Below are 22,161 nucleotides of genomic sequence, written 5' to 3'. Positions count from 1 at the left end.
TGCTGGTCAGGGTCATTTCATGAGATTGCTGCACACTTCCGACTGGCATCTCGGCCGGGCGTTCCACCGGGTGAACATGCTCGGCGCCCAGGCGGGGTTCGTCGGCCACCTCGTCGAGACCGTGCACGAGCACTCCGTCGACGCCGTGGTCGTGTCGGGAGACGTGTACGACCGGGCGGTGCCGCCGCTCGCCGCCGTCGAGCTGTTCGACGACGCCCTGCACCGCCTCGCCGGGCTCGGCGTGCCGACCGTGATGATCTCCGGCAACCACGACTCGGCCCGACGCCTCGGGGTCGGCGCCGGGCTCATCGACCGCGCCGGCATCCACCTGCGCACCGACCCGGCGGGCTGCGGCACCCCGGTGGTGCTGGGCGACGCCCACGGGGACGTGGCCTTCTACGGGCTGCCCTATCTCGAACCCGCGCTGGTCAAGACCGAGTTCGGCGTCGAGAAGGCGGGGCACGAGGCCGTGCTCGCCGCCGCCATGGACCGGGTGCGCGCCGACCTCGCCACGCGCGCGGCGGGCACCCGGTCCGTCGTCCTCGCGCACGCCTTCGTCACCGGCGGTGAGCAGAGCGACAGCGAGCGGGACATCACCGTGGGCGGGGTCGCCGCCGTGCCCTCCGGTGTCTTCGACGGCGTGGACTACGTCGCGCTGGGGCATCTGCACGGCTGCCAGACCCTCACCGAGCGCGTGCGCTACTCCGGCTCCCCACTGCCGTACTCCTTCTCGGAGCACCGGCACCGCAAGAGCATGTGGCTCGTCGATCTCGGCGCCGACGGGTCGGTCACGGCCGAGCGGGTCGACTGCCCGGTGCCGCGCGCGCTGGCCCGGCTGCGCGGCACGCTGGCGGACCTGCTCGCCGACCCGGAGCTGACCCCGCACGAGGACGCGTGGGTCGAGGCGACCCTCACCGACCCGGTCCGGCCGGACGAGCCCATGGCCCGGCTCGCCGAACGCTTCCCGCACACACTCAGCCTCGTCTTCGACCCCGAGCGCGCCCCCGACGAGCCCGGGGTGTCCTACGCACGGCGCCTGGCCGACCGCAGCGACCAGCAGATCGCGGAGGACTTCGTGACCCACGTGCGCGGCGCCGGGCCCGACGACCACGAGCAGGCCGTGCTGCGGGACGCCTTCGACGCGGTGCGCGCGGACGAGACCGTGCGGGAGGTGGCCCGGTGAGGCTGCACCGGCTGGACGTCACCGCCTTCGGGCCCTTCGGGGCCTCGCAGAGCGTCGACTTCGACGACCTCTCGGCCGCCGGGCTGTTCCTGCTGCACGGCCCCACCGGCGCCGGCAAGACCTCCGTCCTCGACGCCGTCTGCTACGCCCTGTACGGCTCGGTGCCGGGCGCCCGGCAGGGCGGCAGCGGCCAGGGCATGACCCTGCGCAGCGACCACGCGGCCGTGGGCACCCGCACCGAGGTGCGGCTGGAACTGACCGTCGCGGAACGGCGGTTGGAGATCACCCGGCAGCCGCCCTGGGAGCGCCCGAAGCTCCGCGGCAAGGGCACGACCGTCGACAAGGCCCAGACCTGGCTGCGCGAGTACGACGCCACGACCCGCGCCTGGAAGGACCTCAGCCGCTCCCACCAGGAGATCGGCGAGGAGATCACGCAGCTGCTCGGGATGAGCCGAGAGCAGTTCTGCCAGGTCGTGCTGCTCCCGCAGGGCGACTTCGCCCGCTTCCTGCGCGCCGACGCCGAAGCGCGCGGCAAGCTGCTCGGCCGGCTCTTCGACACCCGGCGCTTCGCCGAGGTCGAGAAGCGCCTCGCCGAACGACGCCGCACCACCGAGACACGGGTGCGCGAGGGGGACGCCACGCTGCTGGCCGACGCGCACCGGATGCAGCAGGCCGCCGGTGACGCCATGGCGCTGCCGGAACTGGCGCCGGGCGAGCCGGGGCTGGCCGAGGCCGTGCTCGAAGCCGCCGCCGTCGCCCGCGGCACCGCCCGTGAGCTGCTGACGGTCGCCGACTGCCGGCTCACGGCCACCGAGTCCGCCCAGGCCGCTGCCGAACGCCACCTGGCCGACGCCCGCGAACTCGACCGGCTGCAACGCCGGTTCGCCGAGGCGCGGGAGCGGGCGGCACGGCTGGCGGAACGGGCCGACGCCCACCGTGCCGCCGAGGCGCGCATGGAGCGGGCCCGCAAGGCCGAGGCGGTCGCTCCCGCCCTGGAGCTGCGGGACGCCGCCGACAGTGAGCACCGGGGGGCGGCGGTCGCGGAAGCGAGCGCGCGTGCCCTGCTGCCACAGGTCCTCGCCGACGCGGGTGCCGCCGGGCTTGCCGCCGCCGCCCGCCGGGCCGCCGAGGAACTGGGCGGACTCGACTCCGCCCGCCGCGCCGAACGACGCCGCGCCGAACTGGTCGAGGAGCGGGCCGGCCTCGACCGCCAGGAACGCGCCGACGACGAGGTCCGGCAGGAGGCGGAGACCTGGCTCGCCGGCTGGGAGGCCACCCGCACCGGACTCCAGAGCCGCGTCGACTCCGCGCAGGAAGCCGCCACCCGCGCCGAACAGCTCGCCCTGCAGCGCGAACCGGCGCGGCGCAGGCTCGAGGCCGCCCGGCAGCGCGACCGGCTCACCGACGACACCGAAGACGCGCGGCGGCGGGTGCTCGCCGCGGCGGAGGACGCCGTCGAGGCCCGCGTCCACTGGCTCGACCTCAAGGAACAGCGGCTGCACGGCATCGCCGCCGAACTCGCCGCGAACCTCACCGACGGCGCACCCTGCGCGGTGTGCGGCGCCACCGAGCACCCCGCCCCCGCGCGCAAGACCGCCGGGCACGTCGACCGCGACGCGGAGGAACGCGCCCTGGCCGGCCACCAGACCGCCGACGAACGGCGCGTGAAGGCCGAACGGCACCTGGGCACCGTACGGGAGGCGCTCGCCGCCGCCGCGGCGGAAGCCGGTGACGCGGCCACCGACCGGCTGGCCGAAGAGGCCGAGGAACTGGAGGGGGCGTACGCGCGGGCGCGGGCGACCGCTTCCACCCTGCACGCGGCGCAGGAGGAGCTGCGGCGGGCCGAGGGCGAACGCGAGCAGCGTGTCGCCGCCCAGCAGCAGGCCGTCGTACGGTCCGCCTCCCGGGTCGCGGGCCGGGACCGGTTGGAGCAGGAACAGGCGTCGCTGGAGGAGGAGTTGACGCGGGCGCGGGGCGGCGCCGAGAGCGTGACGGCGCGGGCGGCGCAACTGGAGCGACAGGCGGCGCTGCTCACCCGGGCCGCCGAGACCGCCCGCGTCGCCGAGGACACCGCCCAGCGGCTCAAGGACGCCGACGCCCGGCTCGCCGACGCCGCCTTCCGGGCCCGTTTCGACACACCGGCGGACGCGGCCGCCGCCCTGCTCGACGACACCGCCCACCGCGAACTGCAACGCCGGATCGACGCCTGGCAGTCGGAGGACGCCGCTGTCCGTGCGGTACTGGGCGAGGCCGACACCGCCGACGCGGCCCGGCGACCGCCCGCCGACCTCGCCACGGCGGAGCGCGCCGCCGCCGACGCGGGCCGGCGTCTGCGCGAGGCCGCCTCGGCCCGCGACGCCGCCGCCCGGTGCTGCGCCGAGCTGGACCGGCTGTCCGCGCACGCCACCACCTCCGTGCGCCGGCTCGCCCCGCTGCGCGAGGAGCACACCCGGGTCGCCCGCCTCGCCGCGCTCGCCGCGGGCACCTCGGCGGACAACGAACGCCGGATGCGCCTGGAGTCGTACGTACTGGCCGCCCGCCTCGAACAGGTCGCCGCCGCGGCCACCGCCCGCCTGCTGCGCATGTCCTCCGGCCGCTACACCCTCGTCCACTCCGACGGCCGCACCGGCCGCGGCCGCAGCGGCCTCGGCCTGCACGTCGTCGACGCCTGGACCGGACGCGAGCGCGACACGGCCACGCTGTCCGGCGGCGAGACGTTCTTCGCCTCGCTCGCCCTCGCGCTCGGCCTCGCCGACGTCGTCACCGACGAAGCGGGCGGCGTCCGCCTGGACACCCTCTTCATCGACGAGGGCTTCGGCAGCCTCGACGACCAGACCCTCGACGAGGTCCTCGACGTCCTGGACGCCCTGCGCGAGCGGGACCGCAGCGTCGGCATCGTCAGCCACGTCGCCGACCTGCGCCGCCGCGTCCACGCCCAACTCGAGGTCGTGAAGGGGCGGTCGGGATCGGTACTGCGGCAGCGGGGCGCCGGCTGAGCAAGGCCGTCCCGGTGGTGGCCCCGGCGGCCCTCAGCGGCCCAGCGGGCGGCGGGGGAGCGGTGAGGAGTAGACGACGCTCGTAGTGACCGAACCGAGGGCGCTGATCCGGCCGGACACCTCCTCCAGGTGCCGCATCGAACGGGCCGCGACCTTGATGACGAAGCAGTCGTCGCCCGTGACGTGGTGCGCCTCCAGGATCTCCGGCGTGACCGCGACCAGGTCGTGGAACGGCTTGTAGTTGGCGACCGGGTAGCGCAGCCGCACGAACGCCAGGATCGGCAGGCCCAGCCGCTCGGGATCGACGACCGCCGCGTACCCCTGGATGATCCCCGCCTCCTCCAGCCGCCGCACGCGCTCCGTCACCGCGCTCGCGGACATCGAGACGGCACGGGCCAGTTCGGCGAAGCCGGCCCGCCCGTCCCGCTGGAGGGCGTCGAGGATGCGCCAGTCGGTGGCGTCCAGGGAATGCTCGGTCATCCGGCAGAGATAGCACGGATTCCCCGGTGGAACAAGCAGTGGGCCGGGGAATCACCCTTCAGGCGGCGCGTCGGGGTGCATAGATTTCTGGCTGGAAGATTCACCGAGGAGAGGCCCCACCATGAGCGTCACCAGCACCGCCGTCGGGCACGTCAACCCCGTCCTGCGCGTAGCCCCCGCGCCGCCCGCCGAGGCCGCCGCGTACTTCCGGGCCGGCCTCGCCTTCCACACCGACGTCTCCGACGTCGCCGACGCCCTCGCGGCCGGCGGCGACCCGGGGTTCGTGCTTCTCGACTGCCGTTCCACCGAGTCCTGGGACCAGGGCCACGTGCCGGGCGCCGTCCACCTGCCCACCGCGCTCGTCCCCGAGCGGGCCGGGGAACTCCTCGACCCCGCGGTGCCGGTGGTGACGTACTGCTGGGGCCCCGCCTGCAACGGCGCGACCCGCGCCGCCCTCGCCCTCGCCGAACTCGGGTACGCGGTCAAGGAGATGCTCGGCGGCTTCGAGTACTGGGTGCGTGAGGGCTTCGAGTTCGAGACGTGGCAGGGCGCCGAGCGACGCGCCGCCGACCCCCTGACCGTTCCGGTGGACGCGGCCGACTGCGGTTGCTGAACGGCGTGTAGGTTCTGCCGCATGGTGCGATACGCGGAGCCGGGCGCGGTGGAGTGGGTCGAGTCGGGCGGAGGACCGCTGATCGCGGTACCCGAGACGGTCCTGCCGTTCTGGACCGGCGCCGACGGCGAGGAGACGGACTCCGACTACGACCGGGCCTGCGAGGTCGACGGCCACGTCGGACTGCTCCCGGTCGGCGACTCCACCGCCCTGGTGCTCGGCGACGAACCCGCCTCCACCGCCTACCTCCCCGACCACGGCGCCTTCGTCCGCTGGTGCGCCGCGGACTCCGAGGACGAGGTACTGGCGAGGGTTCCCGCCGCCCTCGACGACGCCGAGTGGCAGCCCGAGGTGTCCTGGCACGTGTCCGGCCCCGTGCTCCTGTTCGACGCCGCCTGGCCCGGCAGCGCATCGGACCGCGCCCCCGACCGGGTACGGGTCGCCCTGGAACCCGGCCGGTACGCGGTGCGCGCGGCCGAGGTGCGCCCGGGGCCGGAGACCTGGCTGAGCCTCGTACATCTGCGGCGGCTCGCCGACCGGTAGCCGCGGCGATATTCGCGTGCGGGGCGGCCGCGGCCCGCCCATCATGGGTGCCCATGCCACGACTTCCCCAGCCCGCCCCCGAAGACCTGCGCCGCGACCCGCTGCCCCTGCGCGGCCGCACCGCCCTCGTCACCGGAGCCAGCCGGCGCGGCGGCATCGGCCACGCCGTGGCCCGGCGGCTCGCCGCGTACGGGGCGAGCGTCTACCTGCACCACCACGTCCCGCACGACGCCGCCATGCCCTGGGGCGCCGACCGGGTGGACGACGTGGTCGACTCCGTCCGTGCGGCGCTCGGCGACCCGGACGCCGCCGTGCACGCGGGCCCCGGCGACCTCACCCGCCCCGGCGCCCCCGGCGAACTCGTCGCCAGCGCCGCCGAAGCGCTCGGCGGACGGCTGGACATCCTCGTCGCCAACCACGCGCTCAGCGGGTCCGACGGCACCCTCGACACCATCGACGCCGCCATGCTCGACGCGCACTGGCAGGTCGACACCCGGTCGGTGCTGCTGCTGATCCAGGCCTACGCCCGCCGTCGCGCCGCCCTGCCGCCGCGCACGCCCGGCGGACGGGTCGTGATGATGACCTCCGGCCAGGACATCGCCGGCGGCATGCCCGGCGAGATCGCCTACGCGCTCCAGAAGGGCGCACTCGCCTCCGTCACGCGCTCCCTGGCGACGACCCTCGCCGAGCACGCCGTCACCGTGAACGCGGTCAACCCCGGCCCGGTGGACACCGGTTACCTGACCGGCGAGGACCACGACGCCGTCGCCGCGGGGTTCCCCGGCGGACGCTGGGGCATGCCCGACGACCCCGCCCGCCTCGTCGCGTGGCTCGCCACGGACGAGGCCGAGTGGGTCACCGGTCAGGTCGTCGACTCGGAGGGCGGGTTCAGACGGTGAGGCGAGCGGCGGGGTGCGCGGTGGGGTGCGCGGGAGTCACAGCCGCGACAGCTCGTCCACCAGGTCGTCCAGGCCCAGCGAGCCCTGGGAGAGGGCCGCCATGTGCCACGCCTTCGGGTCGAAGGCGTCGCCGTGCCGCTCGCGGGCCTTCTCCCGGCCGAGCAGCCAGGCCCGCTCACCGAGCTTGTAGCCGATCGCCTGGCCCGGGATCGTCAGGTACCGGGTCAGCTCGCTCTCCACGAAGTCCGCCGGGCGGCTGCTGTGCGCGCCGAAGAACTCCTGGGCCAGCTTCGGCGTCCAGCGCTCACCCGGGTGGAACGGCGAGTCCGCCGGGATCTGAAGCTCCAGGTGCATGCCGATGTCCACGATGACCCGGGCGGCCCGCATCATCTGGGCGTCCAGGTAGCCGAGGCGCTGCTCCGCGTCCGTGAGGTAACCCAGCTCGTCCATCAGCCGCTCCGCGTACAGCGCCCAGCCCTCGGCGTTGGCGCTGACCATGCCGACCGAGGCCTGGTAGCGGGAGAGGTCCTCCGCCACGTGCGTCCACTGGGCGAGCTGGAGGTGGTGGCCGGGGACGCCCTCGTGGTACCAGGTCGACACCAGGTCGTACACGGGGAAGCGGGTCTGGCCCATCGTCGGCAGCCAGGTGCGGCCGGGGCGGGAGAAGTCCTCCGACGGGGACGTGTAGTACGGCGCCGCCGCGCTGCCGGGCGGGGCGATGCGCGACTCCACCCTCCGTACCCGCTCGGCGAGTTCGAAGTGCGTGCCGTCCAGCTGCTCGATCGCCTGGTCCATCAGGCCCTGCAGCCAGTCGCGGACCTCGTCGACGCCCTCGATGTGCCTGCCGTGCTCGTCCAGGTGAGCCAGCGCCACCCACGGAGTCTCGGCGCCCGGCAGGATCTTCTCGGCCTCCGCCTTCATCTCGGCCAGCAGGCGGTGGTACTCGGCCCAGCCGTACGCGTACGCCTCGTCCAGGTCCAGGTCCGTGCCGTTGTAGTAGCGCGACCAGCGGGCGTAGCGCTCCCGGCCCACCGTGTTCGGGGCGCCCTCGACGGCCGGGGCGTACACGTCGCGCATCCAGTCGCGCAGTTCGACCACGGCGGCGGTCGCACCCCGGGCTGCCTCGTCCAGCTCCGCGCGCAGCGCCTCGGGCCCGTCGGCGGCGAAGTCCTCGAACCAGCCGCGTCCTTCGCCCGTGTCCGCCCACTCGCCGAGCTGCTCGACGAAGGTGGCGGTCGGCCGCGGAGCCGCGTACAGCTCGCGCTGCAGGCCCAGCGACAGGGACGCCCGGTAGCCCGCGAACGCCGCCGGGACCGCCCGCAGCCGCTCCGCGATCCGGGCCCAGTCCTCGTCGGTCCCGGTCGGGGTGAGGGTGAAGACCTCGCGCACCGAGTGGGCGGCGGTGCCCATGTTGCCGACCGAACGCAGGCCCTCGTCGGCCTCGTGCACCGCGATCTCGGCGGTGAGGCGCTCACGCAGCAGCCGGGCGCAGCGCCGCTCCACGTCGCTGTCACCGCCCGGCCGGCGCTCCGCCTCGTCCAGCCGGGCGAGGGTGGTGCGGGCCAGCTCCGCGAGGGCCTCCTGCCCGGCGGGTGAGAAGTCGGGCAGACGGCTGGAACTCTCCGCGACACCGAGATACGTACCGGTGACCGGGTCGAGGGCGATGAGCTCGTCGACGTACGCGTCGGCGACCTCGCGGGGCAGCGGGCTCTTGGTCTCTGACATGCGGACATCCTCATACGGATACCGGTGCCGCGTCAGCCCGGTGGGCCGGGCCCGGCCGTGCGGGCGGCCGGATTTCGCTCAGGGCGTGGCCGCGGGCGTCACCGTCGAGGCCGGTGCGGCCGCGGGCGCGGCCGGCGGCAGCAGGGGGCCGCACTCCCACTGCTGGAAGATCAGCCGGGTCTCGACGCGGGCCACCTCCCGCCGGGACGTGAACCCGTCCAGGACCAGGCGCTGGAGGTCCGCCATGTCCGCCACCGCGACATGCACCAGGTAGTCGTCCGGGCCGGTGAGGTGGAAGACGGTGCGCGACTCCGGCAGCGCCCGGATCCGCTCCACGAACGGTCCCACCAGCTCCCGCCGGTGCGGGCGCACCTGCACCAGCAGCAGCGCCTGGAGACCGCGCCCCAGCTTCGCCGGGTCCAGTTCGAGCCGGTGGCCGAGGATCACCCCGGCCCGCCGCAGCCGGGCCACCCGGTCCAGACACGTCGACGGGGCGACGCCGACCTGGGCGGCGAGATCGCGGTAGGTGGTCCGGGCGTCGTTCTGCAGCAGCCGCAGCAGATGGAGATCCACCGGATCCAGTACGACGGAATCGACCATGGCCCGAACGTAGCACGGAGTACGACCCCGCTGTCCCGGTCGGTGTTCACCCTTCGGCCATGGACTCAGCGCGCACGCACACGTCACCACCCGACGACGTACGCTCCACCGCACCCACGGGCAGGGCACTGGCCACCGAAGCCGTGCACGCCGGCCGCGACGACCTCGCCGCCCGGGGACTGCACGCCCCGCCCATCGACCTGTCCACGACCTACCCGTCGTACGACAGCCGCGGCGAGGCCGCCCGCATCGACGCGTTCGCCGCCACCGGTGCCGAGCCGGACGGGCCGCCGGTCTACGGCCGCCTCGGCAACCCGACCGTCGCCCGCTTCGAGACGGCGCTGGCCCGCCTGGAGGGGACCGAGGCCGCCGTCGCCTTCGCCAGCGGCATGGCCGCGCTGAGCGCGGTCCTGCTGGTCCGCGGCTCGATGGGGCTGCGGCACGTCGTCGCCGTACGGCCCCTGTACGGCTGCAGCGACCACCTGCTCACCGCCGGCCTGCTCGGCTCCGAGGTCACCTGGACCGACCCGGCGGGCGTCGCGGACGCGCTGCGCCCGGACACCGGACTGGTGCTCGTGGAGTCGCCGGCCAACCCGACGCTGGCCGAGGTCGACCTGCGGGCCGTCGCCCACGCCTGCGGGTCGGTGCCGCTGCTCGTGGACAACACCTTCGCCACGCCCGTGCTCCAGCGCCCCGCCGAACACGGCGCCCGGCTGGTGCTGCACAGCGCCACCAAGTACCTGGGCGGGCACGGGGACGTGCTGGCGGGCGTGGTCGCCTGTGACGAGGAGTTCGCCGGGCGGCTGCGGCAGGTCCGCTTCGCCACGGGCGGAGTGCTGCACCCGCTGGCCGGTTACCTCCTGCTGCGGGGGCTGTCCACCCTGCCCGTCCGGGTACGGGCCGCCTCCGCGGGCGCCGCCGAACTGGCCGGGCGGCTGGCCGCGGACCCGCGGGTGGCCCGCGTCCACTATCCGCGCATCGGCGGTGCGATGGTCTCCTTCGAGGTCCACGGCGACCCGCACGCGGTCATCGGCGGCGTCCGGCTGATCACCCCGGCCGTGAGCCTCGGCAGCGTCGACACGCTCATCCAGCACCCGGCCTCCATCAGCCACCGCATCGTGGACGCGGACGACCGGCGGGGGGCCGGGGTCGGCGACCGGCTGCTGCGGCTGTCGGTCGGCCTGGAGGACGTCGACGACCTGTGGGCCGACCTGGACCGGGCTCTGGGGGAGCGGGCGGCCGGGGCCGTCCCGCCGCGGGAGGCGCTGTCGCGGGCCGACTGACCGCGCCACCGCGCCTGCCGCACGTCACTCCCGGCCGATCCGCTCCGCCTGCGGCAGCCGTGCCGCGGAGCGGCTGGACGGGTCCAGGCGGGCCGTGACGACCAGGGTCCCCTCCTCGATCTGGTAGTCGAGGGGGAGGCCCAGGCCACGCATCGCGGCGACCATGCCGGTGTTCGACGCCTGTGTGATCGCGTACACGCTCTCGCAGCCCGCGTCGGCCGCCATCGTCACGAGCCGGGCCAGGAGTTCGCCGCCGATGCCGCGGCGCTGCCACCCGTCCTCGACGAGCAGCGCGACCTCCGTCTCGTCCCCGTCCCACAACAGGTGGCCGAGCCCGACGATCCGCCCCGAGGCGGTCTGCACGGCGAGGGTGCGGCCGAAGCGGGGGCTGAGCAGGTGGTTGAGGTACCGGTCTGCGTCCCCGACCGGGCCGTGGTAGCGCATCCCCAGCGTCCGCGCCGAGCAGCGCTCGTGCATCGCCTTCGCGGCCGGCACGTCACGTGTGTCGGCCCGGCGGACCGTGATGTCGCTGCCCTCGGGCAGCGTCAGCACGTCCCGGCCGCGCGGGACCCGCGGGCCGAGCCGGGCGTCCAGCTCGACCAGCGCCCGTGCTCGCGCGAACTCGGCCGGGGTGAACGGCAGATGGGGCCGCTCCACGCTGATCACCCCGCCCTCGGGAGCGCGCAGCCGCAGCACGGTGTCCTCCAGCGCGCCCTCCGGCGGTACGGCGTCCGCCGCTCGAGCCCCCGCCCCGTCGCCCGCGGGCGCCGGAAGGGACCTGATGGTGCAGCGGCCCAGCAACTGACGCAGTGCCAGCGGGAGTTCCGCCGCGTCCAGGGCGGTGCGGGCGGCCAGGCCCAGCACCCGGGTGGGCGCGTCGACCAGGTCGTGGGCGTCCGCCCGCTCGGTCCACGTCCGGGCACCGCCCGCCGTCGTCACCACGTCGGCCAGCTCGGCCCCGCTCAGCTCACCCGGGGCACGGAGCAGGAACTCGTCCACCGTGCCCTCGGTCAGCGGGTGCGTCTGCAGGCTCAGGATGTCGATCCGCCGGTCGGCGAGGGCCGCGCAGAGCACGGCCAGCGACCCCGGCGTGTCCCGCACCGTCGTGCGCATCCGCCACAGCGCGCTCTCACCGCCGGGCTCGCTGCCGGCCGGTCCCGTCCCGGCCGGCCGCTCGGCGGTCGGCGGCCGGGCGCCGGTATCGTCCGCCGGTGGCGCCTGGCCGTGGCGTCGTGACCACCGGGTGTGGAAACCCGCCGTGGCGACCAGCGCGGCCAGCGAGGCCAGCACCAGGGCGGGCACCGCGGCGCCGTGCTCGACGAGGTGCGCCACGGCGTCCGTCACATCAGACATGTCTCGACTCATGCACCCACTGTGAAGGAACGGTGTTGCGTGATCACGAACGCTCTGTGACCGGTGGGTAAAGAAGACTTCTGGGGTGTTCCTTCCTTTCAGGTCGTTATGGGTGTCAGGCGGCCGCGGGTGCCGCCACCAGTGCCTCCCGCAGCCGCCGGGCCTGCGTCACCAACCGTGACGTGCCGCGCCGGCCCGCCGCCGCCGACAGGTGCGGCAGATCCCCCTGGGCGCCCGTCCGTTCGGCGCACTCGGCCGCCACCGCCAGCAGCTCACCGAGCCCACGGGGCGAGGGTGAGGCCGCGCCGCCGGTGGCGAGGTCGGCGAGCAGTACGGGCAGCGCCCGACGGAGGACCGCCCACACGGTGGCGTTCGCACCCGTCGCCGCGGCGGTGCGCACCGCGTCGGCGAGCCGCGCCGGCTTCACGGCGCCGCGCCGCACCAGCTGTCCGAGGTCCGCGCCCAGCCGGTCCGGGTCGAGCCGACCGCGCGCCGCCAGCACCAACAGGGCGTCCACGGCGGCGAGCCGGTCCTCGGCGTGCCGCGCGCCCAGACCGTACGCCACGCAGAGATGCGCGGCCTCGCCCGCCTCGCCGTCCGCGTCGGCCAGCTGGGGCAGCACCGCGGCGGCGGCGCCCCGCTGGTCGTCCACGGCCACCTCGGACACGTCGCGCAGCAGCCGCGCGGCCACCAGCTCCGGTCGCTCGGGCAGCAGGGCGAACCAGTGCGCGCGCATCCCGCCGCTCCAGTGGCTGCAGTACCAGTGCTCCGAGCCCGGGCTCACCGGACGCCCCAACAGCCGCAGGGCGGCGGGGAACTCCTCCGCCCGGAGGTCGGGCACCTCACCGAGTTCCACCAGGATCCGGGTGTCCGCCGTCCACCGGGTGGCGGACGGGTCGGTCCGCTCGGTCATCAGCCGGCGCGCGAGACGCTGCCCCTCCTCGGTCCCCAGCGCCGCCGCGCGGTCCGCCGCCGCGAGTGCCGCCGTGCGGTCGTCCCGCCGCACCCGCAGCAGCGCCTGGCCGAAGTCGACCGCCGCGACCCGGGCGCCCGCGCGGCGGTAGGCGTCCAGACGGTCCACCAGCTCGCCGGGTTCGAGCAGACCCGTGCCCCAGGTAGGGGTGGCCAGCAGGAACGGCTGGGGGTCGGTGCGCAGCCGGTGGGCCACCTCCCACACGCGGGCCTCGAAGGGGCGGGCCAGTGAGTTGTGCGCACAGCCGGAGTTGGTCAACCCGTCCCGGACCACCCGGTGCAAGGTGTCCGTCCGGACCTTCCCGCACAAGGTCGCGAGGAGCAGGTCGAAGGCGCGCGCGTCGTCGAACAGTTCGTGGCGGCGGGCGAAGAAGTCGTCCGGCCGATGGCCGTACCGCGGCTCCCCCTCGGCCCACCAGCGGCGGGCGACCACCGGTTCGAGGGCCGCCAGCAGGGCTTCCCGGTCCCGGTGGGCGTGCCGGACCAGCCCGTCCAGGGCCCGCTCGAAGGCGGACACGTCACCTCCGGAGGCCAGCAGCGCGCTGACCTCCTCGGCGACTTCGACGGCCGCCGCGGGAACGGGGGCCAGGCGCACCGGCTGCGGCGACGGAGGCAGTACCTCCTCGTGGCCCGCGGTCCGGGCGTCCAGCGGCGTCGCCCCCAGGGTGCGTACCGCCCGGGCGCGCAGCGCGGGGATCAACTGCTCCGCCGCCCCGGCCAGTTCCTCCCGGACTTCCGCGGTGGCGACCTTGCCGACGTGCCGCTCGACCAGCTTCAGCGCCCGCTCCTGCGAGTCGGAGTCCTCGTGCCCGAACGCCCCGGCGGCGGCCGGCAGCAACTCATCGGCCGCGGTGGGGTGCTTGGTGAGTACCTTGCCGAGCAGCACGAGCTGGGCCCGCACCAGCTTCTTCTCGGTGCGGAACAGCACCGCGTCGGTCACCTCCGCCAGCTGCCGCGGCGCCAGCTCCCCGGCCAGGGCCAGGGCGCCCAGCACCGACTGGGCGTGGGAGGCCACCGTCGGCATCGCGTCCGCGGCGAGCGCCGTCCAGTCGGCCGTCCGCTCGCGCTCCTCCGCGCGGGTGAGCGCGACATCGTGCAGCAGGCGCAGGAAAACCCGGAGCTCGGCCGGTGCGCCCCCGCGCAGCAGCCGTGCCACGCACGCGTCGACCACGGCCCGCCGGTCGAGCGCGCCCTCGTCGGTCAGCCGTGCCAGGGCGCTGGTCCAGCTCTCGGGTCCGTCGCCGGACAGCCATCCAAGTTGCGCGCCGACGCCTTCGGTGCGGAAGAGGGCGGCGACGAGCTCCGCGAGATGCGGGTCCTGGCGCAGGCGGTCGCAGACCGTGCCGGCGCGCTGCCAACTCCCGCCGATGTGGAGCAGCCAGCCCCGGACGTAGGCCTCCGTCGTCGGCACCGGGCAGCCGGACAACCGCACCAGGCCGGCCATCAGCTCGTACGACACGTTGGAAGATGCCGGTCGCTGGGCGAGGCGGTGCGCCACGTCGGCCAGCCACCCGCGATCGCGGTCGCCCAGCACGTGCAGCAGGAGCGCCGGTGAGGCCTGCGACCAGCGCATGTCGACGGCCGCGAGCCAGTTCGCCACGGCCGCGGCGCCGGTCTGGCAGGCCGCCCCCGCCGCGTGCAGCGCGGGGTGGGCCCGGCGGGACTCCGCGGACCAGCGGGCCGTCCTCAGCTCCTGGCGGACGGCCTTCAACTGGGGGAAGCAAGCGCGCCGTTCGGTGTCCGTCATGCCGTCGAGCAGCGACACGACCTCGGCCGTCCGACCCGCTCGCACCGCCCCCACCAGCAGCCCCGTCGTGTCCGCAGTCCCGGTCACAGTCGCAGTCGCATCCGTCACCGTTGTCCTCGTCGTCATCGCGCACCCCCGTCGATCCGAACCGTTGCCTGCGCCTCGCCGGCGCCCCTGCGTACCATCCGTACCGCCAGTGCGTGCTTGCACGGGCCGCGCCCGCCCCGGTACTTGGCCCACCACAGGCAGCTGCACGAGAGCACCCCCGCCTCCTCGCGCACCCGGTGCACATGACCGTCCTCGGCCGTGACCGTCCCGATCCGGCCGTCCAGGGCGACCGCGCCCGCCGCCACCAGAGCCTGGGCCGAACGCAGCCGCGGATTGTGGCGCTCCACGCGCCCCGCGTCGTACGGCAGCTCCCGGTGGAAGTAGGCCGCTTCGGCGGTGTCGTACCCGACGCGCCCCGACGTGCCGAGTCGGACCAGCGCCGCACGCACCCGCTCGGCGGTCAGGCCCGAGGCGGCGGCCAGGTCGGCGATGTCGATCCGTGGCTCCCAGGCGAGGAGCACCGAGATCAGCTCGGCGTCCGCGGCCGCCTCGTCGGTGGCGAGCGCGTCGAGGACACCGCCCTCCCCGGAGAACCCGCGCGCGGCGTCGGGGGACAGGGTGAGGGTGAGCCGCATGCCCGGCAGGAGCACCTCCCAGGCGGAGGCCGTGGCGGCGGCCCCCGGGGCGACCGCCGGACCGTAGACCCGCAGGGCCGTGGCGTGCCGCAGTACGCGCTGCAGCGCGACCAGCCGCTCCGGACCGGGCAGGCACACCGCGCCGGGCACCGCACGCGTCGTCGGCCGCAGCGAACGCCCGGACGGCACCACCCACCGGGGGCCGGCCGCCCCGCTCCGGCCGCCGCGGGGCAGTGCGCGCAGGAAGCGCACCGCCTCGGCCGCGTCCAGTTCGGCCCGCAGGTCGAAACCGGCGGCTATGACCTGGGCCTCGGCGAAACCGCGCAGCCACCGGTCGGGCAGCGGCACCTTCTTCTCCACGACCGGGCCGTCCAGCGTGGTCACGGCCATGTCCTCGGGGCCCACCCGCAGATGCAGCGGGTCGTCGGCACCGATCCGGGACAGGGCCTCGCGCAAGGGGTTGTTGACGTCGACGTTCGTCGTGCCGTGTCCGACCTCGCCGCCGTCGAGACCCGCCTCCAGCACGTCCAGGCGGGCGTAGACCCCGCCGCAGCCGGAGAAGGACTCGAAACGGAGCCGGTCGCCGCTGCCCGTCACCACCGGGTCGAGCGAGGCCCGCAGCTGCGGCTGGTAGTACCGCGCGGCTGCCACGTCGGCCACCGCGAGCAGCGCCGCGGAGGCCTTCTGAGGAGACGTCAGGAAGCCCGCGAAGAACCGCGGATGGTCCACGGCACCGGCGGGCGTCGCACCCCGGGAGGTCTCCAGCCCCAGGTGCCGTCCGCCCGCCGCGGATTCCAGCACGGAGGGTCGTCGATAGGCCACGGCCTGCAAAGATCGCGTCATGGAAAAACCGTAGAGGCGCCCACTGACAATCGCCTTGACCTGCGGATACGACCGCTCCGGAGGGGAAGTTGAAGCACCTGCCGCAGGACCGCGGCGCAGGGCCGCGCACCGGGGGATGACGCCGGTGCGCGGCACACCCGACAGGCTACGGGACTACTGGCCCACCCGGCCCGGCCGCAGCACCTTCGTGAACAGCACCGTGCCGTCCTGCTCGCGCAGCCGCACCGTCATCTCGGCGCTGCCGCCGTCGATGTCGACCTCGCCGAAGAACTGGTAGCCGCCCGCGGGGGAGACGTTCGAGGCGGTCGGCGCCTTCACGAAGACCCGTTCGGGACCGAAGGTGCCGTCCAGCTCGCTGGCCGGGAAGGCGCCCGCGTTGAGCGGCCCGGACACGAACTCCCAGAACGGCTCGAAGTCACCGAAGGCGGCCCGTGACGGCTGGTAGTGCTGGGCCGAGGTGTGGTGCACGTCGGCCGTCAGCCACACGGTGCCGGTGATCCCGCGGTGCTTGACGAAGCGCAGCAGTTCGGCGATCTGCAGCTCGCGGCCCAGGGGTGCGCCGGGGTCGCCCTGCGCGATCGCCTCGATGTGGGGTGCGCCCTCGGTGGTGTCCGGCACGACAAGCCCGATCGGCATGTCCGCCGCGATGACCTTCCACACCGCACGCGACCGCGCCAGCTCCCGCTTGAGCCACTCCAGCTGCTCGCGGCCCAGGATGCCCTGCGGGTCCACGGACTGTCCGCCGGGGGAGTTGGCGTTGCGGTACGTCCGCATGTCCAGGACGAACACGTCGAGCAACGGGCCCTGGCGCAGTACCCGGTGCACACGTCCCTCGCGTGCGCCGGGGCGCAGGGTGGAGACCGGGAAGTACTCGCCGAACGCGCGCCGGGCGCGGGCGGCCAGGACGTCGACGCTCTTCTCGGTGTACCGGTCGTCCGTGTCCGCGATCACCTGGCCCGGGTACCAGTTGTTGCGCACCTCGTGGTCGTCCCACTGGACGATCGACGGGACCTGCGCGTTGAAGCGCCGCAGGTTCTCGTCGAGCAGGTTGTAGCGGAAGTTGCCGCGGAACTCGGCCAGGGTTTCGGCGACCTTGGACTTCTCCTCGGTCGTGATGTTCCGCCAGGTGCCGCCGTCGGGCAGGACGGCCGTCTCCGCGATGGGGCCGTCGGCGTAGATGTTGTCGCCGCTGCACAGGAAGAAGTCCGGGTCCAGGGCGCCCATGGCGTCGTAGATGCGGTAGCCGCCGAGGTCGGGGTTGATGCCCCAGCCCTGGCCCGCGAGGTCGCCGGACCACACGAAGCGCACGCCGTCGCGCCGGCGGACCGGCACGGTGCGGAAGGTTCCGGTGACCGGCTCGCCGGTGCGGCGCGGGTCGTCCGGGTCGGCGAGAAGCACGCGGTAGTGGATCTGCTCGCCCGGCGGCAGGCCGCGCAGCCGGGTGGTGCCGGTGAAGTCGGTGTCGCGCCCGAGCAGCGGACCGTGCCGGCGGTGGGGGTGGCGGAACGACTCGGTCGCGGACGTCTCGACGATCATCCGGGCCGGCCGGTCGGACCGCACCCACACGAGACCGGAGTGGGAGGTCACGTCTCCCGTCTGCACGCCCCAGCCCGCGCCCGGCCGCCCGGAACGGGCGAACGCGGGCGCCGCGCCGAGGGCGGTGGGCAGGGTCAGGGCGGCCGACGCGGCGAGCGAACCGCGCAGCACGCTGCGACGGCCGGGCAACGGACGGTGTGACATGGATGCGCCTCCAGGGACGTCCAGGGACGGGATCCGGCCGGTGATCGGGCCAGTGTGCAGAGCCAGACCTACTGGTGCGGCGCGGCGACCGCGGAAATTCCGGGTGAACAACCGGCCGCCCGCGCGCGTGCAAGCACCTCACCCGGCCCGCATCACGCAGCCCCGCCCATCATCTCCGCCCCCGCACGAATGCGGGCCGGTGTCAGGTGCGCGTACCCCAGCACCAGCCGCACCTCCTTCGCCGCCGCCTCGTCGCCACCCGCCCCGTGCCGGTACTCCGCCAGCGAACGCACGGCGACCCCGGCCTCCCGCACGCGCGCGAGGAAGCGCTCCTCGGGGCCGTACCGCCCGGGGAGTGTGGCGATGGCGTGGAGTCCGGCGGCGATGCCGGACACCTGGGAGCCGGGAAAGTGCTCCTCCAGGGCGTCGACCATGGCGTCGCGCCGCTCACGGTAGGCGCGCTGACAGACGCGCAGTTGGCGGTCGTAGTCGCCGCGCTCCACGAAGCGGGCGAAGAGTGCCTGGTCGAGGGCCGGATGCCCGAGGTCCGTGGTGCGTTTGCGCTCGACCACGTCGTCCGCCAGCCACTCCGGCACCAGCAGCCAGCCCAGCCGCAGCCCCGGCGCGAGGGACTTGCTGACCGAACCCGTGTAGGCGACGCGTTCCGGATCGAGCCCCTGGAGTGCGCCCACGGGGGCACGGTCGTACCGGAAGTCGCCGTCGTAGTCGTCCTCCAGGACGAGGCCGTCCACGGACCGTGCCCAGTCCAGCAGCTCGCCGCGCCGCCGCGCGGAGTAGGCGATCCCGGTGGGGAACTGGTGGGCCGGAGTGGTCACGACGGCCCGAACGCCCGAGGCGTGCAACGGGCCGACGGCGAGTCCCTCGTCGTCCAGCGGCAGCGGCACGGTGTCCACGCCCGCCGACGCGTACAGAGCGTCGTGCTGCGGGCTGCCGGGGTTCTCGACGCCGGTGGCGCGCACCCCGCGCGCGTGGAGCACGCTCGCGAGCAGCGCCGTCGCCTGCGCCACCCCGGAGACCACCATGATCCGCTCCGGGTCGGCCACCACACCCCGGCGCCGCGCGAGCAGCTCGGCCAGCGCGGTCCGCAGCCGGGGCAGCCCGCGAGGGTCGGGGTAGCCGAGGCTCTCGTGCGGCAGCTCCGCCAGCACGCCCCGCTGAGCGGCGGCCCAGGCCGAGCGCGGGAAGAGCGAGAGATCCGGCGTCCCCGGCACGAAGTCGACGCGGTCGGCGTGGGAGCGCGGAGCGAGATCACGCGCGCGCGGACGGGCGGCCCGCGCGGCGTCCCCCACCCAGGTCCCCGCGCCCTGCCCGCTGCGCAGATAGCCCTCGGCCGTCAGCTGCTCGTACGCCTCCGTCACCAGCCCCCGCGACACCCCGAGATCGGCCGCCAGGTCCCGGCTGGACGGGAGGCGGGTGCCCGGCGTGAGTCTGCCCGAGCGGACCGCGTCGCGCAGCGCCGCCTGAAGCGCGCGCCCACGCGCGCGTGCCGGCGCCGAGGCGGCGGGCAGCAGCAACTCCCAGGCGGCGCTGCTGTCGGCGCCGCGGCGGGCGCTGCGATGGGCATCTCGGTCGGCGGAGCCCGGACGGCCGCCCTGACCGGTCGACGGCGTCATGAAAGCAGTCCCCCCAGCATCGTGTCTATCAATCACCCCCATTTTACGAGGGGTTGGGCCCGCCGGTGCGTAAACCAGAGTGACAGACCACAGCGAGGGGGCAGAGCGAGGTCGCGCCCCGGAATCGTACGCGCAATCCAGGAGCGCCCGTGGACTCCAAGAACCGTTTCGAGACGAAGACCACCTTCGCTCTCTCCCGACTCGAATGGCTTGGCTTTCTCACCGTATCTGTCGTGCTCGCATTCCAGCACCTCACGGAAATCCGCTGGGCCGTCTTCGTGCTGCTGTTCGCGGTGATCGACGTCGTCGGATACCTGCCCGGCGCGATCGCCTTCCGGCGCAGCCCGGACGGACACGTGCCGCGCGGCTGCTACGTGGCCTACAACACGATGCACAGCCTGGTCACAGCGGGTGTCCTGGCGGGGGCGTGGGCGCTGTTCGTCCGGCCGGAATGGGCACTGCTGGCCCTCCCGATCCACCTCATGGGCGACCGCGCCCTCTTCGGGAACTCCCTCAAACCCTTCGGTGTCGCCTTCGAACCGGAAACCACGCCGGAGTTCCGGAGGTTCGAGCAGCGTTACCACTCGGCGGCGGATTCCGGCACAAACGCCGCCGCGCGGACTTCCGTGGAGGACACCGATGCCGTCCGTGCTTGACACACTCGCCGCACACAGTGACAACCCCAGTTCCTTTCTCGCCCTCAACAGCGGGAACGCGTACTTCCACGACGGCGGGTTCGACGGCGCCTGCGCCTATCGCACCTCGGGCCGCTACGTACTGCAATTCGGCGGCCCGTTCACCGCGCCGGAACACCGTGCACGTCTGCTGGACGCGTTCGCCGCCCACGCCGGCCGCCGCCTGGTCGCCGTGCAACTGCAGCGGGCGGACGCCGAGCTGTACGCGGCGCACGGCTTCACGGTCAACCAGCTCGGGGCGTCGTACGCGGTCGACCTGAGCCGTTTCACGCTGCGCGGCTCACGGTTCGTCCGGCTGCGGAACAAGATCTCGCGCGCCCGGCGGGCGGGCCTGGAGGTCGCCGAGGTCACGGCCGGCGACGACTGCGCCGAACTGGACCGGATCGACCAGTGCTGGCTGCGGGACAAGGGCCGGCACGCCAAGGAGCTGCGCTTCCTCATCGGCCAGCGCAACGGGAGCCTGCAGCGGCACCGCCGTCTGTTCGTCGGCCGGATCGACGGCGAGACGGCCGGCTACATCAACTACTCGCCGGTCTACGGCAGCCGCCCCGGCTGGCTGCACGACCTCAGCCGGCGCCGCCCCGACGCTCCGCCCGGCGTGATGGAGGCGCTCAACGCCACCGTCATGGAACGGCTGACCGCCGACGGAGCGGGCTGGCTGCACTTCGGGTTCACCCCGTTCACCGGGCTCGACCCGGAGCACGAACTACCCGGTGCCAGCCGTATGTTCACCCGGTTCGCCCGTCTCCTGGCCGAGCGCGGCGACATGATCTACCCGGCGGCCTCCCAGCTCGAGTACAAGCAGAAGTGGGCCCCGCACGTGGTCCTGCCGGAGTACATCGCCTTCCGCGGCAGGCCCCGCCCCGGCGCGGTCTGGCAGCTGCTGCGCGCCACCAACGCCCTCTGAGCCAGCGCGGCCACGGCCGTGCGAGTGCCGCGCCGATTCCGCATTCATCCCACCCTGGAGGACCGCACGCCCATGAGATTCCTAGAGCGTGAACGCGCCACCCTCGCGAAGCTGCTGCCCGAACTGGACCCCGCCCTGCGCGAGGCCCCGCTGATGGAACTGGAGCGGCCGGGCAGCCCGGGCATCCGGCACTTCCGGGACAGCGGCGGTCCAGGACTGCTCGTCCCCGAGTCCCACCAGGGCCGGGGCGCCACCGCGCTCGACGCCCTGCGCGTGCAGCGGGCCATCGGCAGCCGCTCGCCGTCCCTGGCCGCGGCCACCACCATGCACCACTTCTCCATGGCCACCCTGGTCGGGATCGGCGGCCTCGGCGACGGCCTGGAGTGGTTGCTGATCGAGGGCGTGGCCTCGTCCAACCGCGTGATCGCCTCCGGCTTCGCCGAGGGCCGCAGCGGCGCGGGCATCCTCGACCCGTCGATGACCGCCACGGTGACCGCGGACGGTGTCCGGATCAACGGCGTCAAACGGCCGTGCAGCCTGGCCCACTCCATGGACGTGCTCACCGCCAGCGTGATGATCCCGCGCGAGGACGGGCAGGGCGACGAACTCGCCGTAGCCCTCGTGCCCGCGGAGAGCGAGGGTATGAGCGTCAGCGGTTTCTGGTCCAGTGCCTTCCTCGCCGGGGCCGAGAGCGAACAGGTCACGCTCACCGACGTCCTCGTACCGCCGGAACTCCTGCTGCGCACCGCGACGACCTCCGGTGAACAGCTCGACGAACTTCAGACGGCCGGTCTGATCTGGTTCCAGACGCTGATGACGGGCAGCTACCTCGGCGCCGCGAGCGCGCTGGTGGAGCGGGTGCTGCTGAACGACCGCATCCCCGAGCACGAGCGCGTACGCCTCTTCGTCGAGACCGAGGCCGCCATGGCCACCGCCGAGGGCGTCGCCCGGCGTATCGACGCCGGTGACCTCGACGAGTCGGCGCTCGCACAGGCGTTGTACGTGCGCTACGGCGTCCAGGACGCCATCGCCCGGGTCGTCCCGCGCGCGGTCGAACTCCTCGGCGGCCTCAACTTCATGACGTCCGACGAGGTGGGCCACCTGGCGGCCTGCGCCAACGGACTCTCCCTGCACCCGCCGTCGCGCTCCCGGATGACCGGCCCGTTCTCCGCGTACCTGGCCGACCGGCCACTCGCCATCGCCTGACCCCGCCCCGCCCCACCGTCCATCGGTGGGCCGAGACCCGTTGGGAGAACACACCCCCC

Annotated in this window: 17 protein-coding genes; 9 read left to right on the top strand and 8 right to left on the bottom strand. The window is 74.5% G+C overall.

What is annotated here, in order from left to right:
- Positions 1 to 19 precede the first annotated feature (19 nt).
- Together ACZ7MF_RS21505 and ACZ7MF_RS21500 are read left to right on the top strand one after the other, a co-directional pair.
- The gene (locus ACZ7MF_RS21505; protein WP_471478634.1) at positions 20 to 1,183 is read left to right on the top strand and encodes an exonuclease SbcCD subunit D; all 1,164 of its coding nucleotides are present in this window, start codon (positions 20 to 22) and stop codon (positions 1,181 to 1,183) included.
- A complete protein-coding gene (locus ACZ7MF_RS21500; protein WP_471478632.1) occupies positions 1,180 to 4,179 on the top strand; it encodes an AAA family ATPase in 3,000 nt (999 codons plus the stop codon). Before ACZ7MF_RS21505 ends, ACZ7MF_RS21500 begins: the two co-directional genes overlap by 4 nt.
- A 33-nt stretch (positions 4,180 to 4,212) precedes the next feature.
- Here ACZ7MF_RS21500 and ACZ7MF_RS21495 read toward each other — a convergent pair whose 3' ends face one another.
- Entirely contained in the window at positions 4,213 to 4,659 is a 447-nt protein-coding gene (locus ACZ7MF_RS21495) for an Lrp/AsnC family transcriptional regulator (protein ID WP_471478630.1), read from the bottom strand.
- A 121-nt stretch (positions 4,660 to 4,780) separates the two neighbouring features.
- Here ACZ7MF_RS21495 and ACZ7MF_RS21490 point away from each other — a divergent pair, with 121 nt between their 5' ends.
- From ACZ7MF_RS21490 to ACZ7MF_RS21480, 3 genes are read left to right on the top strand one after another with little or no spacing between them, the layout of a single operon-like run.
- On the top strand, positions 4,781 to 5,272 hold the full coding sequence (locus ACZ7MF_RS21490) for a rhodanese-like domain-containing protein (RefSeq protein ID WP_471478628.1): 492 nt from the start codon (positions 4,781 to 4,783) through the stop codon (positions 5,270 to 5,272).
- Between the two features lie 21 nt (positions 5,273 to 5,293).
- Positions 5,294 to 5,815, top strand: a complete 522-nt coding sequence (locus ACZ7MF_RS21485) for an immunity 21 family protein (RefSeq protein ID WP_471478625.1) — start codon at positions 5,294 to 5,296, stop codon at positions 5,813 to 5,815.
- A 53-nt stretch (positions 5,816 to 5,868) separates the two neighbouring features.
- Complete coding sequence (locus ACZ7MF_RS21480) at positions 5,869 to 6,714, top strand: SDR family oxidoreductase (protein ID WP_471478622.1); 846 nt, start codon at positions 5,869 to 5,871, stop codon at positions 6,712 to 6,714.
- Between the two features lie 36 nt (positions 6,715 to 6,750).
- On the opposite strand, the gene ACZ7MF_RS21475 is transcribed toward ACZ7MF_RS21480, so the two are convergent.
- Both ACZ7MF_RS21475 and ACZ7MF_RS21470 read right to left on the bottom strand, forming a co-directional pair.
- A complete protein-coding gene (locus ACZ7MF_RS21475; RefSeq protein ID WP_471478621.1) occupies positions 6,751 to 8,439 on the bottom strand; it encodes a DUF885 domain-containing protein in 1,689 nt (562 codons plus the stop codon).
- A gap of 78 nt (positions 8,440 to 8,517) precedes the next feature.
- Complete coding sequence (locus ACZ7MF_RS21470) at positions 8,518 to 9,039, bottom strand: Lrp/AsnC family transcriptional regulator (RefSeq protein WP_471478619.1); 522 nt, start codon at positions 9,037 to 9,039, stop codon at positions 8,518 to 8,520.
- Between the two features lie 59 nt (positions 9,040 to 9,098).
- Between ACZ7MF_RS21470 and ACZ7MF_RS21465 the strand changes: the two genes are divergently transcribed.
- On the top strand, positions 9,099 to 10,322 hold the full coding sequence (locus tag ACZ7MF_RS21465; RefSeq protein ID WP_471478617.1) for a trans-sulfuration enzyme family protein: 1,224 nt from the start codon (positions 9,099 to 9,101) through the stop codon (positions 10,320 to 10,322).
- Positions 10,323 to 10,346: 24 nt separating this feature from the next.
- Here ACZ7MF_RS21465 and ACZ7MF_RS21460 read toward each other — a convergent pair whose 3' ends face one another.
- From ACZ7MF_RS21460 to pdxR, 5 genes are all read right to left on the bottom strand, one after another.
- Positions 10,347 to 11,675, bottom strand: a complete 1,329-nt coding sequence (locus tag ACZ7MF_RS21460) for a GNAT family N-acetyltransferase (RefSeq protein ID WP_471478615.1) — start codon at positions 11,673 to 11,675, stop codon at positions 10,347 to 10,349.
- 115 nt (positions 11,676 to 11,790) lie between these two features.
- Complete coding sequence (locus ACZ7MF_RS21455; RefSeq protein ID WP_471478613.1) at positions 11,791 to 14,520, bottom strand: DUF7825 domain-containing protein; 2,730 nt, start codon at positions 14,518 to 14,520, stop codon at positions 11,791 to 11,793.
- A complete protein-coding gene (locus ACZ7MF_RS21450) occupies positions 14,517 to 15,920 on the bottom strand; it encodes an SWIM zinc finger family protein (RefSeq protein ID WP_471478610.1) in 1,404 nt (467 codons plus the stop codon). Before ACZ7MF_RS21450 ends, ACZ7MF_RS21455 begins: the two co-directional genes overlap by 4 nt.
- A gap of 153 nt (positions 15,921 to 16,073) precedes the next feature.
- On the bottom strand, positions 16,074 to 17,660 hold the full coding sequence (locus ACZ7MF_RS21445) for an alkaline phosphatase D family protein (RefSeq protein ID WP_471478607.1): 1,587 nt from the start codon (positions 17,658 to 17,660) through the stop codon (positions 16,074 to 16,076).
- A 152-nt stretch (positions 17,661 to 17,812) separates the two neighbouring features.
- Positions 17,813 to 19,294 carry a MocR-like pyridoxine biosynthesis transcription factor PdxR gene (pdxR, locus tag ACZ7MF_RS21440; protein WP_471478605.1) on the bottom strand — a complete coding sequence of 494 codons (1,482 nt, stop codon included), beginning with the start codon at positions 19,292 to 19,294 and terminating at the stop codon, positions 17,813 to 17,815.
- A gap of 149 nt (positions 19,295 to 19,443) precedes the next feature.
- On the opposite strand from pdxR, the gene ACZ7MF_RS21435 reads away from it, so the two are divergent.
- From ACZ7MF_RS21435 to ACZ7MF_RS21425, 3 genes are all read left to right on the top strand, one after another.
- A complete protein-coding gene (locus ACZ7MF_RS21435; RefSeq protein ID WP_471478603.1) occupies positions 19,444 to 19,950 on the top strand; it encodes a hypothetical protein in 507 nt (168 codons plus the stop codon).
- A complete protein-coding gene (locus ACZ7MF_RS21430; RefSeq protein WP_471478600.1) occupies positions 19,934 to 20,896 on the top strand; it encodes a bifunctional lysylphosphatidylglycerol flippase/synthetase MprF in 963 nt (320 codons plus the stop codon). Before ACZ7MF_RS21435 ends, ACZ7MF_RS21430 begins: the two co-directional genes overlap by 17 nt.
- A 72-nt stretch (positions 20,897 to 20,968) precedes the next feature.
- Entirely contained in the window at positions 20,969 to 22,102 is a 1,134-nt protein-coding gene (locus tag ACZ7MF_RS21425; protein ID WP_356863204.1) for an acyl-CoA dehydrogenase family protein, read from the top strand.
- Positions 22,103 to 22,161 lie beyond the last annotated feature (59 nt).

Source organism: Streptomyces sp. NPDC111628 (assembly GCF_055635195.1).
This window is presented reverse-complemented; position numbering and strand designations above follow the sequence as displayed.

Excerpts from the sequence above, each read along its gene's own strand:
- ACZ7MF_RS21460 (WP_471478615.1), bottom strand. The coding sequence starts at position 11,675 with ATGTCTGATGTGACGGACGCCGTGGCGCACCTCGTCGAGCACGGCGCC.
- ACZ7MF_RS21495 (WP_471478630.1), bottom strand. The coding sequence starts at position 4,659 with ATGACCGAGCATTCCCTGGACGCCACCGACTGGCGCATCCTCGACGCC.
- pdxR (WP_471478605.1), bottom strand. The coding sequence starts at position 19,294 with ATGACGCCGTCGACCGGTCAGGGCGGCCGTCCGGGCTCCGCCGACCGA.
- ACZ7MF_RS21505 (WP_471478634.1), top strand. The coding sequence starts at position 20 with ATGAGATTGCTGCACACTTCCGACTGGCATCTCGGCCGGGCGTTCCAC.
- ACZ7MF_RS21485 (WP_471478625.1), top strand. The coding sequence starts at position 5,294 with ATGGTGCGATACGCGGAGCCGGGCGCGGTGGAGTGGGTCGAGTCGGGC.
- ACZ7MF_RS21480 (WP_471478622.1), top strand. The coding sequence starts at position 5,869 with ATGCCACGACTTCCCCAGCCCGCCCCCGAAGACCTGCGCCGCGACCCG.
- ACZ7MF_RS21490 (WP_471478628.1), top strand. The coding sequence starts at position 4,781 with ATGAGCGTCACCAGCACCGCCGTCGGGCACGTCAACCCCGTCCTGCGC.
- ACZ7MF_RS21450 (WP_471478610.1), bottom strand. The coding sequence starts at position 15,920 with ATGACGCGATCTTTGCAGGCCGTGGCCTATCGACGACCCTCCGTGCTG.
- ACZ7MF_RS21445 (WP_471478607.1), bottom strand. The coding sequence starts at position 17,660 with ATGTCACACCGTCCGTTGCCCGGCCGTCGCAGCGTGCTGCGCGGTTCG.
- ACZ7MF_RS21465 (WP_471478617.1), top strand. The coding sequence starts at position 9,099 with ATGGACTCAGCGCGCACGCACACGTCACCACCCGACGACGTACGCTCC.
- ACZ7MF_RS21425 (WP_356863204.1), top strand. The coding sequence starts at position 20,969 with ATGAGATTCCTAGAGCGTGAACGCGCCACCCTCGCGAAGCTGCTGCCC.
- ACZ7MF_RS21430 (WP_471478600.1), top strand. The coding sequence starts at position 19,934 with ATGCCGTCCGTGCTTGACACACTCGCCGCACACAGTGACAACCCCAGT.
- ACZ7MF_RS21470 (WP_471478619.1), bottom strand. The coding sequence starts at position 9,039 with ATGGTCGATTCCGTCGTACTGGATCCGGTGGATCTCCATCTGCTGCGG.
- ACZ7MF_RS21475 (WP_471478621.1), bottom strand. The coding sequence starts at position 8,439 with ATGTCAGAGACCAAGAGCCCGCTGCCCCGCGAGGTCGCCGACGCGTAC.
- ACZ7MF_RS21455 (WP_471478613.1), bottom strand. The coding sequence starts at position 14,520 with ATGACGACGAGGACAACGGTGACGGATGCGACTGCGACTGTGACCGGG.